Genomic DNA, 15943 nt, shown 5'->3' with positions numbered 1-15943 from the left:
CTAGGTTAAAATTGTAAATTTATCAAAAATTCAGTATAAGGAAGTGTTTTGATGAAAGTGTCTCCTAACATAGGGATTATCAATGCGTTAATCCGAATTACGATTGGTTTTACTCTTTTAGCATGGTCCACTGCTAAGCTTTCCAAAAAACCTTGGCGTGAGTCGTACCTTTTAGTAGCCATGTGTGCTGGAATGAAAATTGGTGAAGGTATTTTAAAATACTGTCCTGTCACAGCACTATTTGAAAAAGGAGCACCTATGCTAGACGATAAAAAGCTAGACCTTAGCGATATGATAGAGAAATTCACAGAAAAAGCTGAGCAAAAACAAGAAACCGAACAAGACGGTCCAGACATCCCATATAACCCATCTTAAAAATAGTGGGAGTCCTTTACGGGACTCCCACATAGAAACGGAGTGAAGTAAATGTTTTTGGAATACGTAACGGATATGACTTTCGTACTTGTATCTTTAATTGGTGGAATTATCGCTATCTTGTATGTGTACGTTCGAAAGACGAAGAAACGTTCTTAATGGCTCGTTCACCAATATCATTTCGATAAAAGAAAGCATCTGTGGAAACCTGCTCTAGCTCTTGGTAAACTGCCTTTCTTGCTTGATTAATTGTTGTATTTTTTGCCCCTACTAGCAATACTCTTCCACCGTTAGAAAGGAATTGACCATCCTTTAATTTCGTCCCCGCGTGAAACACATAGGCATCTTCACTGATTGATGAAACTCCTTCAATCACAAGTCCCTTCTCATAAGCATTTGGATACCCTTTGGCTGCAAGTACAACCCCCAACATGACATTCTCATCCCATTCCATGCTCACTTCTTCCCTTGCTAACACTCCTTGAATAACTTGAGCCAAGTCATTTTGTAAGCGAGGTAGAACGACCTGTGTCTCCGGATCGCCAAATCGGGCATTAAATTCAATCACTTTCGGACCTTCTGTCGTTAATATTAACCCAGCATATAAAATGCCCGTAAAAGAACGATTTTCACTTATCATCGCTTCAGCAACAGGTTTCACAATACTGGCCAATGTCCTATCAATAACATCCTCACCAATGTGTGGAACAGGCGAATAGGCTCCCATTCCCCCCGTATTCGGTCCTTGATCTCCATCAAACGCTCGTTTGTGGTCTTGAGCAATGGCAAGGGGATAGATTTTATCACCATTTACGAATGACATAAGAGAATACTCTTCCCCCTCTAGAAACTCTTCAATAACCACTTTCGTCGAAGCTTCTCCAAATCGCTTATGCACGAGCATTTCTTCAAGTGTGCGATAAGCTTCTTCCAGAGTGTGGGGAATGACAACCCCTTTTCCGGCAGCTAAACCATCTGCTTTTATTACAATAGGTACACCTTGCTGCTCAACATAGTCCTTCGCAGCTTGAAGGTCGGTAAATGTGGCAAAGGTGGCTGTAGGGATATGATATTTGCTCATTAATTGCTTTGCAAACGCTTTACTTCCTTCAATTTCAGCCGCTTTCTTTGTTGGGCCGAAAATGGCTAATTTTCTTTCTTGAAAATAGTCGACAATTCCTGCTAATAATGGATTTTCTGGTCCGACTATAGTAAAATCGATTTTTTCCTTTTCGACAAACTCAACGAGTGCTGAAAAATTCATTTCATCGATTGAAACTAAGGTTGCGTCTCCTTTCATTCCATCATTTCCTGGAGCACAAAATACGTTGTTTACACTCTCGCTCACTGATAGCTTTTGGCAAATTGCATGCTCGCGACCTCCGCGGCCCACTACTAGTATGTTCACACTCATCCCGCCTTCCGTCCGGACTACTTATTCAGCCCATTTTTAATGTTTAAAATGACGAACACCTGTAAATACCATGGCAATTCCGTATTCATCTGCTTTTTGGATTGAATCCTCGTCTCGAATGGATCCTCCTGGTTGAATGATTGCTGTCACCCCAGCTTTTGCGGCTGCTTCTACCGTATCAGCCATTGGGAAGAAAGCATCTGATGCCATCACGGCTGATTTCGCTTTTTCACCTGCTTGCTCTATCGCAATCTTCGCAGCCCCAACGCGATTCATTTGTCCTGCTCCGACCCCAACCGTCATATTGTCTTGACATAGAACAATGGCATTTGATTTTACATGCTTCACAACGTTCCAGCCTAATTTAAGCGAGTTCCATTCCGCTTCTGTTGGTTCACGTTTTGTCGCAACCTTTATATCCGCATCATTTATAGAAAAAGTATCCAGGTCTTGAACAAGAAGTCCGCCTTCAACGGATGTTAACATTTTCTCTGTTTTTGGCTGACTATCAAAAGATACCGTTAATAGGCGAATATTTTTCTTAGCTGTTAAAATGTCCATCGCTTCATTAGAGAAGGCTGGTGCAATCACAATTTCTAAAAAGATTTCATGCAGCAATGCGGCTGTATCCGCGTCCACCTCGCGGTTAAAAGCTACAATTCCACCAAAAATAGACGTCGAATCTGCTTCATAGGCACGTTGGAAAGCTTCAAAAGGACTTTTCCCAACCGCCACTCCACAAGGATTCATATGCTTAACCGCAACAGCAGCTGGCTCAGAGAACTCTTTTACAATTTGTAGGGCAGCGTCAGCATCATGAATATTATTGTAAGACAGCTCTTTTCCATGTAGCTGGTGGGCATTTGCAATTGAAAAATCAGAACCAAGTGGCGCTCGATAAAATGTCGCTTTTTGATGAGGGTTCTCTCCATATCGAAGAGATTGATGACGCTCGAACGTGACCGTTAATTGCTCTGGATTTTCTTCCATCGCACATTTTGTCATATATTCACTAATATGAGCATCATATGCGGCTGTATGACGGAATACCTTTGCTGCAAGTTTCATGTGCGTCTCACGACTAGTGGTTCCATCGTTTTTCAGTTCCTCAATAATGTGGTCATAATCGTTAGAATCCACGACAACCGTAACATATTCGAAGTTTTTAGCGGATGCACGAAGCATTGTCGGTCCACCGATATCAATGTTTTCAATCGCTTCTTCCTCCGTTACCGACGGCTTCGCAATCGTTTGTTGAAATGGATATAGGTTAACACATACTAAATCAATCGGTGTAATTTGATGTTCTTCCAACTGCTCTTTATGTGATTGGTCATTTCGTTTCGCTAATAGTCCACCATGAATATGGGGATGCAATGTTTTCACTCGTCCTTCTAGAATTTCTGGAAAATGGGTTATTTCATTTACCCCAACGACATCAATACCATTTTCAATTAATGTTGCTTTCGTTCCACCTGTTGAAATGATTTCAAAATCAAGTTCTACTAATGAACGGGCAAATTCAATGATTCCATTTTTGTCCGAAACACTAAGTAACGCGCGCTTTTTCACCATAACGATCTCCTCTCAAGTTGAACACAATTAATATATTTTAAATTACTGGTAGAATAGATAATTTAACGTTTTTGGATAGAGCGAATGTTCTATTTTATGAATTTCTTCTTCAATCTTCTCTCTTGTCGCCGTAGGCGGAATCGGAAAGGCTTCTTGAGCAATGATCTTTCCCGTATCCATTCCGGCATCGACAAAGTGGATGGTAACCCCCATCACTTTTACACCCGCCTCTATTGCTTGCCCTACAGCATCCTTACCTGGAAAAGCAGGCAAAAGGGAAGGGTGTATATTTACAATTTTATTCACATAATGATGAAGGAGGGTTTTTCCAATCAATCGCATATAACCGGCTAACACAATAAACTCAATATCTCGATTGGCTAACTCATGCAAAATCTCACGTTCAAATTCTTCTTTCGATGAATAATCTTTCGGATTAAAGCTATATACAGGGATACCAGCTGCTTGTGCACGTTGAATAACGAATGCATTTGGCTTGTCACACACGAGTAATTCAATGCTCACTTGCAAATCACCTTGTTTTTCAGCATCTACTAATGCTTGAAAATTACTTCCGTTCCCTGAGGCAAATACAGCAATTTTCTTCATATCATGATCCGCTCTTTTCTTTTCATGGTAACGTTTTCTCCTACTTATCGTAAAATTCCACGCCTTCCTTGTTATTCACTCTTCCGATAATGGAAGGTTTTTCACCTTGCTGATGAAAAAATTCGACCATCGTATCCACTTGCTTTTCTGGCACTACCAAGACAAAGCCAATCCCCATATTAAACACGTTAAACATTTCTTCCTGAGAAAGTCCACCTTGCTTTTGGAGGAAAAGAAAGATTGTAGGAATCTCCCAAGACCCGCGGAAAATCTCTACACCTAGACCATCCGGTAACATACGTGGAAGGTTTTCAATAAATCCTCCTCCCGTAATATGTGCCATACCGTTAATGGAAAAGCGTCTTCTTGCAGCCATCACTGTGGAAGCGTAGATTTTCGTTGGGGTTAACAAAACATCTCCTAGCTTCCCACCAAGTTCTTCGACCTCGTCATCTAATTGAAAGGAGTGATCTTGAAATAGTATTTTGCGTACTAGTGAAAAGCCATTACTATGCAGTCCGCTAGAAGCTAAACCAATTAGCACATCACCTGCTTGAATCTTCTCACCTGTGATCAATTCTTTTTTCTCACAGGCCCCTACACTAAAACCAGCAATATCGTACTCATTTTCTTCATATAGTCCTGGCATTTCAGCCGTTTCCCCGCCAATTAGAGCACATCCTGCTTGCTCACATCCATCAGCAACACCCTTAACGATGTCTTCAATTTTTTCAGGAATTGCCTTTCCGCACGCAATATAGTCGAGGAAGAAAAGCGGTTCGGCCCCTTGAACGACAATATCGTTCACACACATAGCAACGCAATCGATACCAATTGTGTCATGTCTGTCCATCATAAAAGCAAGCTTGAGCTTTGTTCCGACACCATCAGTTCCAGATACTAGAACAGGTTCCTGTAGGCCTAGCGTTGATAAATCAAACATTCCACCAAAACCACCTAGTGCTCCCATCACACCTGATCGTTCTGTCCGCTTCACATGCTCACTCATTCGTTTAACAGATTCATAACCTGCTTCTATATTCACTCCTGCTTCTTGATAAGAGTTCGTCATCGTTTTGCCTCCCTTTCTATTAACACGATTATAAGAATGATATACAAGTAGAGTGTTGGTAACAGGGAAAGACGTCATGATGGAGAACTTCTTAATCCATCCTACTCCGTATTTCCCTACTACTCCTTTGCAATTGTCACTTATTACGTCAACTTTCTCTTTTCACTAATTAAAAACTTGATGACGTGTAGGTGACATAATCAACAAATTTACCTCACAAGCTCTTTTTCATGAGGGAGGACCGTTGATGGATAAATTTCAGTTGGATATTGGCCAGTAAAACAGGCCATGCACTGTCCACAGTTCGGTGCTTTTTCATTTCGACCTATCGCTTCTACCGTTCCCTCTACACTTAAAAACGTTAGTGAATCCGCACCAATAATGTTACGAATCTCTTCAACGGAATGTTGAGAGGCGATAAGCTCCTCATGTGTAGACGTATCAATTCCATAATAGCAAGGGTTTTTAATTGGAGGGGAACTAATGACAACATGTACTTCCTTCGCTCCCGCATCCTTTAGCATTTTGACAATTCGCCTACTCGTTGTCCCCCGCACAATCGAATCATCTACCATTACAACACGTTTTCCTTCTACAACACCTCGAACTGGAGAAAGCTTCATTTTCACACCTTGTTCACGTAATGATTGAGATGGCTGAATGAACGTACGTCCTACGTAACGATTTTTAATCAAACCCATTTCGTATGGAATGCCTGTCGCTTCTGCATATCCAATCGCCGCTGAAATACTTGAATCAGGTACACCTGTAACGACATCTGCTTCGATTGGAGCTTCTTCCGCTAACTTCTTTCCAAGGTTCTTCCTTGCACTATGAACATTAATCCCCGCAATATTACTATCTGGTCGGGAAAAGTAAATATACTCCATCGTACACATTGCTTTGTTACCAGAATAAGAAAATGTGTCAGATGTAATCCCTTCATCATTAATTCGCAAAAGCTCTCCTGGCTCGACATCTCTAATGTACTCTGCACCGACGATATCAAAAGCACATGTTTCCGAAGCAACTACGTACGCATCACCTAACTTGCCAAGTGATAATGGACGAAGACCATTCGGGTCTAATGCCACCATAAGCTCCGTTTCCGTCATCATTAGAAAGGCATAGGCTCCTTTAAGCATCGATAATGCATTTTCCACTCGTTCTGCAAAGCTTTGATATCCGCTCCGTTTAATAAGATGTGCTAATACCTCTGTATCTGAACTTGTTTGAAAAATGCTTCCTTGTCGTTCTAATTGGTGCTTTAATGCGTTTGCATTTACAAGGTTTCCGTTGTGAGCGAGTGCCAAACTCCCTTCTTGCGAGTGAAAGAGGAGGGGTTGAACATTTTCATACCCTCCACCTCCAGCTGTTGCATAACGAACATGACCGATGGCCGCTTTCCCTTTAAGCTCTTTTAATCTTTCTGTATTAAACACTTCCGTGACAAGTCCTTCCCCTTTAACACCTTTCAAGGAGTCTCCATCACTAACAACAATCCCTGTGCCTTCTTGGCCACGATGCTGTAAGCTGTGCAGCCCATAATACGTAATTTGTGCCGCATTTTCACTTCCCCAAATTCCAAAGATGCCACACTCTTCATTTAAGCCTTTGATTTCAGCAAGCATGGAATAGCTCCTTTCCAAGCTTCTTCAAGCTCCTTAATCGGGGCAAAGAGAATTTCACGGTCATTACTTGATATCGCTAGACTTCCAGTTTGGTACACCTCTCCAATTCGCTTCGCTTCCGGAATGATTGCTTCAAATTGAGCTGTGTATTCCGGTTTAACAGATAAGAGATAACGAGACTGTGTTTCACTAAAAAGCTCAACTATAGATTCTTCAAGTTCAACCTTAGCACCTAAACCATTTGTATTAAAACAGCTTTCCGCTAACGCGACAGCCAAACCACCTTCAGCAAGGTCATGAGCGGAAGCCACTACTCCAGCACGAATAGCGTTTAAGACAAGCTCTTGTCTTGCTTTCTCAACGTTTAAGTCAAGAACAGGTGCTTTTCCATAAATTTTTCCTTCTGTTAATTTTTGAAGTTCACTTCCACCAAAATCTGCTTTCGCTTTACCAAGAACATAAATAACATCACCACTTTGTTTAAAGGACTGAGTCGTAATATGATCCACATCTTCAACTAACCCGACCATCCCAACAACTGGTGTTGGATACACAGCGATTCCATTCGTTTCATTATATAAAGAGACATTACCACCGATAACAGGTGCATTTAATTCACGACAAGCTTCACTCATCCCGTCCACTGCTTTTTCTAATTGCCAGAAAATCTCTGGTTTTTCAGGGTTTCCAAAATTCAAACAGTCCGTAATCGCAAGTGGTGTTCCACCAGAACAGACAATATTTCGTGCCGCCTCTGCCACTGCAATTTTACCGCCCATTTCTGGATCTAAATAAAGATAACGAGAATTACAATCTGTCGTCATCGCAAGGGCTTTTTTCGTTCCGCGAATACGTACAACAGCAGCATCACTACCTGGACTAACAACTGTATTTGTTCTCACTTGATGATCATATTGACGATAAACCCATTCTTTACTTGCAATCGTCGGTTGTTGTAATAAGGCTAACAAGGTTTCTTTGTAATCTTCTACCTTAGGAATTTCGTTTTCCATTTGTTGAAATTCAGAGAAATATTCCGGTTCCTTAGATGGCTGATGGTACACAGGAGCATCCTCCGCTAATGCATCGACTGGAACTTCGGCAACTACCTTTCCGTGTTGAAGTAAACGGAGCATTTTATCATCCGTTACCTTTCCGATTGAAACCGCCTCAAGGTTATACTTAGAAAATAAATCGACAATTTCCTGCTCTCTGCCTTTCTTCACGACAATGAGCATGCGCTCTTGAGACTCACTCAACATCATTTCGTATGCCGTCATACCCGTTTCACGCTGAGGAACTTTATCTAAATCCATCTCAATCCCTGAGCCAGCTTTACTTGCCATCTCAGCAGAAGAGGATGTTAAACCAGCAGCTCCCATATCCTGAATTCCAACTAAAGCATCCATCTTCACAAGCTCTAAACAAGCTTCGAGTAATAGCTTCTCCATAAATGGATCTCCAACTTGTACAGCTGGCCTTTTCTCCTCTGACGCATCACTCAATTCTTCTGATGCGAAGGTTGCCCCGTGAATACCGTCACGACCTGTCTTTGCACCAACATACATAACTGTATTGCCCGTTCCATGCGCTTGCCCTTTTTTAATGTCACTATGCTGAATTAAACCAACACACATGGCATTTACCAAAGGATTACCATCATATGCTGCATCAAATTGTACTTCACCGCCTACTGTTGGAATCCCGATACAGTTCCCGTATCCAGCAATTCCTGCTACTACTTCTTCAAAAAGGTAGCGAACACGAGGAGAATCCAATTCTCCAAAGCGTAAAGAGTTAAGAAGCGCAACCGGTCTTGCCCCCATTGAAAAGACATCGCGGATAATACCGCCAACACCTGTTGCCGCCCCTTGATAAGGCTCGATTGCAGAAGGGTGGTTATGACTTTCAATTTTAAATACAACGGCTTGATCATCTCCAATATCAACAATCCCTGCTCCCTCTCCTGGGCCTTGTAGCACCTTTTCTCCAGATGTAGGAAACTTACTAAGAACAGGCTTCGAGTTTTTATATGAACAATGTTCAGACCACATAACCGAAAATAAACCCGTCTCTGTATAGTTTGGTAATCTACCAAGTATATTTTCTACCTTCGAAAACTCTTCGTCTGAAAGACCCATTTCTTTATACAGTTGTTCGTTCTTGATTTTCTCGATGTTTGGTTCAAGCATTAATGACATGTGATTCCCTCCAGTGTCGTACAATTGATTGGAACATTTTTAAACCATCATCACTACCAAGCAATGAATCTACCGCTCTTTCCGGGTGTGGCATCATTCCAAGGACATTTCCTTTTTCATTTGTTATACCCGCAATATTTTCAACAGAGCCATTCGGATTGTGACCTTCATACGAAAAGACAATTTGATTATTTTCCTTCAACGCTTCAAGTGTCGTCGCATCACAATAATAATTTCCTTCACCATGCGCAATTGGAATACGGATGACTTCCCCTGCTTGATAAGCAGATGTAAACATTGTGTTCCTATTTTCGACTTTAAGTGGAACCGTTTCACAAATAAACTTTAAGTTTTCATTTCGTCTCATTGCCCCAGGAAGTAGTCCTACTTCAAGAAGAATTTGAAATCCATTACAAACTCCTAGTATAGGTTTTCCTTGTTCTGCTGCTAACACAACCTCCCGCATTACCTTTGAAAAACGAGCGATTGCCCCTGAGCGTAAGTAATCTCCATAAGAAAATCCACCAGGTAAAAGGATAGCATCATAGTCTTGAAGGGAATCAGCATCATGCCATACGTATTCCACTTCCTCGCCTAATTCGTCTTGAATAGCATGGAACATGTCAACATCACAGTTGGAACCAGGAAAAACGATTACGGCAAATTTCATCGTCCTACACGCTCCTCAATCTCAAACGAATAGTCTTCAATAACCGGATTGGATAATAAGCGATCACACATCTCCCTTACTTTTTGTTCCACATTTTCAGTATCTTGTAATGTTAACTCCATATATTTTCCAATACGTACATCCTCTACATCATGATAATTCATACTGTGTAATGAGCTTTTTACAGCTGCTCCTTGTGGGTCTAAAACGCTTTCTTTTAAAGTTACATAGATTTTTACTTTCACCATATCTATTCTCCTCCTAGTCTCGTTAAAATCGTTTCATAGGCTTCCGTTAAATCTCCTAAGTTCCGACGAAATACATCTTTATCTAGTTTTTCTTTCGTTTTAACATCCCATAGTCTACACGTATCTGGTGAAATCTCATCAGCTAGCAAGATACGTCCTTCGTTGTCTTTTCCGAACTCAAGCTTGAAATCAACAAGCTCAACGTTAATAGTTAAAAAGAGCTCCTGTAAAACCGTATTCACGACAAGTGCCTTTTCCTTTAGCACATTTTTTTCTTCATCCGTGACCAGCTCAAGTAAATGAATATGTTCATCCGTTAATAGTGGGTCCCCAAGATCATCGTCCTTATAGTAAAATTCGACGAGAGGATGAGCTAATGGGGTTCCTTCTGTAAACCCTAGTCGTTTAGATAAGCTACCTGCCGCAACATTGCGGACAACCACCTCTAATGGAATAATATCTACTTTCTTTACGAGCTGCTCTGTCTCTGACAGGGAGCGAATAAAATGAGAACCAATGCCCTTCTCGGAAAGCTTTGAAAATAATAAACTCGAAATTTTATTATTTAAAACGGCTTTTCCACCAATCTCCGCTTTTTTTTCACCATTAAAAGCTGTTGCGCTATCCTTGTATTGAACCCAAACGATCTCTTTGTCATTTGTTGCATAGATTTTTTTCGCTTTTCCCTCGTATAGAAGCTCTCTTTTTTCCATTAAAACTCCTCCAAATATGAAGTTTACTTTTATATTAGAAAGGCGAAGGGTTATTCGCCTTTCCCTTTATCACGATAATGATTAACCATCTAATCCAATTCGAGTAAAGATTGTATCTACATGCTTTAAGTGATAGCGATAATCAAAGCAAGCCTCAATCTCTTCAGGAGAGAGCTTTGCCGTAATCGTCTCATCTCCTTCGATAAGTGTGCGAAACGGCACTTGTGTCTCCCAAGCTTCCATTGCTCTCGGTTGAACCGTATCATACGCTACCTCACGTGTCATTCCTTTATCAATTAAAGCGAGTAAAACACGCTGAGAATAAATAAGTCCCAATGTCGCATTCATATTGCGCTTCATGTTATCCGGGAATACCGTTAAGTTCTTTACAATGCTCCCAAAACGATTCAGCATATAATTCAACGTAATCGTAGCATCAGGAAAAATGACTCGTTCTGCTGAAGAATGGGAGATATCACGTTCATGCCACAATGGAACATTTTCAAATGCTGTTTGCATATAGCCTCGAAGAAGTCTTGCCATTCCTGTCATATTTTCCGACCCAATCGGATTTCGTTTATGAGGCATTGCAGAGGACCCCTTTTGTCCTTTTGCAAAAAATTCTTCTACTTCTCTCGTTTCACTTTTTTGTAAACCTCGAATTTCCACAGCCATTTTTTCGATAGATGCTCCAATAAGAGCGATCGTACTCATATAATGTGCATGTCGGTCACGTTGCAGCGTTTGAGTAGAAACGGGAGCAGGTGAAATGCCTAATTTTTCGCACACATATCGTTCCACAAACGGATCAATATTTGCATATGTTCCAACCGCACCAGAGATTTTTCCAAACTCTACATCAGCTGCCGCTTGCTTAAACCGTTCTAAATTACGCTTCATTTCTTCATACCACAATGCAAGCTTTAAGCCAAATGTTGTTGGCTCTGCATGAACCCCGTGCGTACGACCCATCATCACTGTGTGCTTATGCTCAATTGCCTTTTCTTTTAAAATAGTAATAAAGCGCTCCAAGTCTGACAGTAGAATTTCATTTGCTTGTTTAATTAAATAGGATAAGGCTGTATCTACTACATCGGTTGACGTTAGGCCGTAATGAACCCATTTTTTCTCCTCACCCAATGTTTCAGAAACCGCACGTGTAAATGCCACAACATCATGTCTGGTCTCCTCTTCAATTTCTTTAATACGGTCAACGTCAAAGCTAGCTTTTTCTCGAAGTTTTTCTACATCTTCATGTGGAATTTCACCGAGCTCTGCCCATGCTTCACAAGCTAAAATCTCAACTTCTAACCATGCTTGAAATCGATTTTTTTCTGTCCAAATTGAACCCATTTCTGGTCGTGTGTAACGTTCAATCATTTTTTATGCCTCCACTTTCATCAGGGGGGAAAAAACCCCGCTGTCGGTAATTTCATTAAGAGTCGTCTCAATTTCTTCCGTCATAATGGTCACATGACCCATCTTTCGCTTTTCAATTGCTTCTTTTTTCCCGTATAAGTGAATAGACCAATTCGGTCGAGATGGGATTTCTTTATATAAGGAATCTATATGCTCCCCAAGAATGTTGACCATAACGACGGGCTTTAGCAATTCAGTAGATTTCAATGGCCAATTGCATACCGCTCTGATATGTTGTTCAAACTGAGAGGTTTCACAAGCCTCGATCGTATAGTGACCGGAGTTGTGTGGCCGTGGGGCTAATTCATTTACAAATAGCGACCCCTCCGATGTAACAAACATCTCTACTGCCAGTGTCCCTATCAGCCCAAATTGTTCCGCAATTCTTTTCCCAAGTATATAGGCTTCAGCTTCTGTCTCATCCGATATTCTTGCCGGAACGATACTTTCAAATAAAATATTATCCCGATGAATATTTTCTGCCACTGGAAACATCGTAAGCTCCCCATCTGGATTTCTTGTCACAATAACTGAAATCTCCTTATCAAATGAGAGCCATTTCTCTAACACACATTCTCCGTTCTGAAGCAGTTCTTGTGCTCGAACTAAATCTTTCGCTTCCTTTAGTACAACTTGACCTTTTCCATCATATCCGCCACGCGCTGTCTTTAATACCGCAGGGTATCCAATAGTATCAATCTTTTGATAAAGGTCGTCTACTTCTCTAATTTCAGCATAAGGTGCAACCTCTACGCCTGCATTCAGTAATGCTCGCTTTTCAAAGATCCTGTCTTGAGTCACCTTAATTAATTCTGCTCCTTGCGGAACATAAGCAACCGATTCTAACCAACACAATGCTTCATAGTCAATATTTTCAAATTCATACGTAATGACATCACAGCGAGACGCTAGTTTTGCTAATGCCTCTCGATCATCATAACTCGCCACAATTTCTTCATCAGCAATCTGCCCACTCGGTGAATTTTTCGTCGGGTCAAGAACAATGACTGAAAATCCTGCCTGTTTTGCCGCCAAGGTCATCATTCTCCCCAATTGTCCACCGCCAATAATACCAATCGTACTTCCAGGGGATATAATTGTTTTAGACAAGCTGTTCACTACTTTCTCTCACTTTTTGTGCTAATGTATCACGTCGATGTTCAAGTTTATTCGCGACCTCTACGTCATCTATAGATAAAATTTGTGCTGCAAGGAGTCCAGCGTTTGTCGCCCCGGCCTTTCCTATTGCCACAGTCGCAACCGGGATGCCACCTGGCATTTGTACTATGGATAATAAAGAATCCATTCCATTTAAGGACTTCGATTGAACAGGTACACCTATAACTGGAAGTGTTGTTTTCGCTGCCACCATCCCAGGTAGGTGAGCAGATCCACCAGCTCCTGCAACAATAATCTTTATTCCTCTTTCTCTTGCCTCTTCTGCATATCGGAACATTTCATCAGGTGTTCGATGGGCCGAAACAACCTTTTTTTCATACGGAATTTCTAACTCCTCTAGTATGTCACATGTATGCTTCATCGTATCCCAGTCTGATGTACTTCCCATAATAACTCCAACAACTGACATTCTATAATTCCTCCTTTAATTTACAGTAGGCTAAGAAACCTTGCATTCTATCATTCTTGTCTGAACAGAAATACCCCAAATGCCCCTGTCTCTATACGAGAGAAAGCAGGAGCACTTGGGGCAAGGATTGGGACCAAATTATCCCAGTATATTTAACCAAGATGTCTACTTTCCCTCATAGTCCAATCATTCTCGGTGATTGGGTAGAAACTTACGGGCCATATTCCCGTGGATATATGAGGGGATATAATTGTTTGATTTCCTCCATAATCATAACAAGAGGAGGAAATCAAAGTCAACAGAAATTCGAACGTTTCATATAAATAATCTTCCTATCGTTCGCCTTTAACTTTCAAAACGCTTTCCTTCAAACATGATTTGTGAACCAATAGGCTCATAGCTTTTTACTCCTTTTTGAATAACCTCTTTAAAAATTGGCTTTTCAATACGTTTAACAGGAACATAACCTTCTTGCTTCATTCGCGCTAAACAGTCTTCAATTGACTCAGATTCTTTCACTTCAAATCGTTTTTTACCCATCTTAACATCTTCCTTTTTGTTGATCATATATCATCCGTTATTTAGTGACAATGTAATATCTTCTGTTTCAATCGATTGAACGATTCACAGGTTCATTTCATATCGATGCTGGTAAAGTTGTTTATACCTTTATTCCATTCTAATACATTGACTGTACTATACAATATTAACAGCTTTTCTTCAATCTCCATTTGCACACTTTGTCTATCAACCGAAATCGTTTTGCTCAAGGATTCATTTTTATGCCATAATTCTAGGGCTTCATCTGGAGCTTAATTTAGGTTCAAAAAAAATGGAGATTGACTATACGAAAAAAAATGTGTGATGCTTCTATAGGAGAAGCGCACACAAAAAAAGGATATAAACGTGATGTTTATACCCTTCTTACTTTTATTCCTCACGCTTTAATTCCAGTAACTTAAAAAATCCATAAGCAGCTTCCTCGGTATCAATTAGCTGTGATGTATAACCTTTTGCTAAAAAATCATTAATTTCTGGAAGTGCATCCTCTCTTAAGCCATAGCATAGAACCTCAAATAGAATCGATTTCTCTTCTAAGTCACGAACCTCCAAATATGCCTTCTGAAGTGCCTTCGTAGCAAGGGGTGTTTGAATGGAACCCACTATTGAAGCGGCATAAATCATTGAATGAGGATCGGTTAAATAAGGGATTAATACGTGAACAACTTCATCTGTTTGGAAGCTTTTCAATGCCAACTCCACTTCATCTAATAAGAAATCATCCTCTGAATACAATAAATTCGAAAGAATCGGTATGTACTTCGATTTTTTTAATACCCCAATAATATAAACCATTATGATTCCTTCAAATGTAAAAATACCTTCGTTTAAATCATCATTCATCACAGAATCAATTGTAAAATCGTCTATCAAACCTTTTTGAGCGATTACCTTGGCTAGCATTCTAGTCTTTTTATAAAGATTTCCTTCTCCTGTGTTTAATGCAACGAGCGTTAAATGAAATTCATCCCATAGCTCTTTCTCATTGCCGTTGGCAAGCAAATGAAAAAAAGCAATCTTTTCTGGAGAGAAATAAGAAGATATTGCTTTTTCATGGCGAACAAGTGTGGCCGGCTCCGTATATTCCAATATTTGCAAGGCTTGTTCACGTAATATCGAATCATTCTGTAAATCAATTAGCTTTAATAAACTATCCATACAACTTCCTGGAATATCTCGATCTAAAAGGACATACAATACATCTTCCGTTATTTCCGAAAAATCGCACGCTGCCTCTAACAATTCCTTTAATAATGGGTCTGGTAATTTCGGTATTTCTTCAAGCATATGAAAAGAGACCGTTCGTATGGAAGAATTATCAGAAAAAAGACCTCTCTTAATATTTTCGACTAATGTCATAAAAGCCTCCTGCTACTTAATAGATTTCTTCAATTATAACAAAAATAATGGTAAGAGAAGGACCTTTAGGAAAATCTCGTGATCACTCAGTTTTTTTATTATAAACAAAAAAACAGCTCAAGATGAGCTGTTTTTAAATGTGCATGGCGACGTCCTACTCTCACAGGGGGAAGCCCCCAACTACCATCGGCGCTAAAGAGCTTAACTTCCGTGTTCGGTATGGGAACGGGTGTGACCTCTTTGCTATTGCCACCATACATATTAAATTGGGGATTGTACCCTCAAAACTAGATAAAGATTGATGAAGAGTGAGTAATCACCGTTCTTACGTTGTCCAGCTACAGCTCCTATGTGCTTGTCGCACATGAACAGTCGCTTTCACTTTTTTCTTTTGGTTAAGTCCTCGATCGATTAGTATTCGTCAGCTCCACATGTCACCATGCTTCCACCTCGAACCTATCAACCTGATCATCTTTCAGGGATCTTACTAGCTAATGCTATGGGAAAT

Annotated in this window: 16 protein-coding genes, 2 rRNA genes and 1 riboswitch; of the genes, 2 read left to right on the top strand and 16 right to left on the bottom strand. The window is 40.4% G+C overall.

Features of this window, described 5'->3' with window-relative positions:
- Positions 1-51: 51 nt before the first annotated feature.
- Positions 52-375: a YgaP family membrane protein gene (locus WAK64_RS09885; protein ID WP_336586808.1), complete on the top strand. Its 324-nt coding sequence runs from the start codon at positions 52-54 to the stop codon at positions 373-375.
- A 51-nt stretch (positions 376-426) separates the two neighbouring features.
- A complete protein-coding gene (locus WAK64_RS09880) occupies positions 427-534 on the top strand; it encodes an EYxxD motif small membrane protein (RefSeq protein ID WP_336586807.1) in 108 nt (35 codons plus the stop codon).
- On the opposite strand, the gene purD is transcribed toward WAK64_RS09880, so the two are convergent.
- From purD to WAK64_RS09800, 16 genes are all read right to left on the bottom strand, one after another.
- Entirely contained in the window at positions 491-1783 is a 1293-nt protein-coding gene (gene purD, locus WAK64_RS09875; RefSeq protein WP_336586806.1) for a phosphoribosylamine--glycine ligase, read from the bottom strand. The two genes, WAK64_RS09880 and purD, sit on opposite strands and share 44 nt — an antisense overlap.
- A 42-nt stretch (positions 1784-1825) precedes the next feature.
- Positions 1826-3364 (bottom strand): bifunctional phosphoribosylaminoimidazolecarboxamide formyltransferase/IMP cyclohydrolase, encoded by a 1539-nt coding sequence (gene purH, locus WAK64_RS09870; protein ID WP_336586805.1) that lies wholly within the window; start codon positions 3362-3364, stop codon positions 1826-1828.
- 42 nt (positions 3365-3406) lie between these two features.
- Complete coding sequence (gene purN / locus WAK64_RS09865; RefSeq protein ID WP_336586804.1) at positions 3407-3973, bottom strand: phosphoribosylglycinamide formyltransferase; 567 nt, start codon at positions 3971-3973, stop codon at positions 3407-3409.
- 40 nt (positions 3974-4013) lie between these two features.
- Positions 4014-5045: a phosphoribosylformylglycinamidine cyclo-ligase gene (gene purM / locus WAK64_RS09860; RefSeq protein WP_336586803.1), complete on the bottom strand. Its 1032-nt coding sequence runs from the start codon at positions 5043-5045 to the stop codon at positions 4014-4016.
- A 209-nt stretch (positions 5046-5254) separates the two neighbouring features.
- Positions 5255-6676 (bottom strand): amidophosphoribosyltransferase, encoded by a 1422-nt coding sequence (gene purF, locus WAK64_RS09855; protein WP_336586802.1) that lies wholly within the window; start codon positions 6674-6676, stop codon positions 5255-5257.
- Positions 6652-8877 (bottom strand): phosphoribosylformylglycinamidine synthase subunit PurL, encoded by a 2226-nt coding sequence (purL, locus tag WAK64_RS09850; protein ID WP_336586801.1) that lies wholly within the window; start codon positions 8875-8877, stop codon positions 6652-6654. The genes purF and purL overlap by 25 nt, the downstream gene beginning before the upstream one ends.
- Positions 8861-9547, bottom strand: coding sequence for a phosphoribosylformylglycinamidine synthase subunit PurQ (purQ, locus tag WAK64_RS09845; protein ID WP_336586800.1), 687 nt, complete (start codon positions 9545-9547; stop codon positions 8861-8863). The genes purL and purQ overlap by 17 nt, the downstream gene beginning before the upstream one ends.
- The gene (gene purS, locus WAK64_RS09840) at positions 9544-9795 is read right to left on the bottom strand and encodes a phosphoribosylformylglycinamidine synthase subunit PurS (protein WP_336586799.1); all 252 of its coding nucleotides are present in this window, start codon (positions 9793-9795) and stop codon (positions 9544-9546) included. The genes purQ and purS overlap by 4 nt, the downstream gene beginning before the upstream one ends.
- Positions 9796-9797: 2 nt before the next feature.
- Entirely contained in the window at positions 9798-10508 is a 711-nt protein-coding gene (purC, locus tag WAK64_RS09835) for a phosphoribosylaminoimidazolesuccinocarboxamide synthase (protein WP_336586798.1), read from the bottom strand.
- Between the two features lie 81 nt (positions 10509-10589).
- On the bottom strand, positions 10590-11888 hold the full coding sequence (gene purB, locus WAK64_RS09830; RefSeq protein WP_336586797.1) for an adenylosuccinate lyase: 1299 nt from the start codon (positions 11886-11888) through the stop codon (positions 10590-10592).
- A gap of 3 nt (positions 11889-11891) precedes the next feature.
- Positions 11892-13037, bottom strand: a complete 1146-nt coding sequence (gene purK / locus WAK64_RS09825) for a 5-(carboxyamino)imidazole ribonucleotide synthase (protein ID WP_336586796.1) — start codon at positions 13035-13037, stop codon at positions 11892-11894.
- On the bottom strand, positions 13030-13515 hold the full coding sequence (gene purE, locus WAK64_RS09820; RefSeq protein ID WP_336586795.1) for a 5-(carboxyamino)imidazole ribonucleotide mutase: 486 nt from the start codon (positions 13513-13515) through the stop codon (positions 13030-13032). The genes purK and purE overlap by 8 nt, the downstream gene beginning before the upstream one ends.
- Positions 13516-13673: 158 nt before the next feature.
- Positions 13674-13775, bottom strand: a riboswitch (purine riboswitch).
- Positions 13776-13860: 85 nt separating this feature from the next.
- Positions 13861-14055: an NETI motif-containing protein gene (locus WAK64_RS09815; protein WP_336586794.1), complete on the bottom strand. Its 195-nt coding sequence runs from the start codon at positions 14053-14055 to the stop codon at positions 13861-13863.
- A 390-nt stretch (positions 14056-14445) separates the two neighbouring features.
- On the bottom strand, positions 14446-15435 hold the full coding sequence (locus tag WAK64_RS09810) for a HEAT repeat domain-containing protein (RefSeq protein WP_336586793.1): 990 nt from the start codon (positions 15433-15435) through the stop codon (positions 14446-14448).
- A 141-nt stretch (positions 15436-15576) separates the two neighbouring features.
- Positions 15577-15692 (bottom strand): 5S ribosomal RNA (gene rrf, locus WAK64_RS09805).
- 134 nt (positions 15693-15826) lie between these two features.
- Positions 15827-15943: ribosomal RNA gene (locus WAK64_RS09800) — 23S ribosomal RNA — on the bottom strand; the annotation flags it as partial.

The organism is Bacillus spongiae, from assembly GCF_037120725.1.
In the GTDB taxonomy this organism is placed as follows: Bacteria; Bacillota; Bacilli; order Bacillales; family Bacillaceae_K; genus Bacillus_CI; species Bacillus_CI spongiae.
Note: the sequence above shows the minus strand (reverse complement) of the source record. Positions and strands in the feature narration are given on the sequence as shown.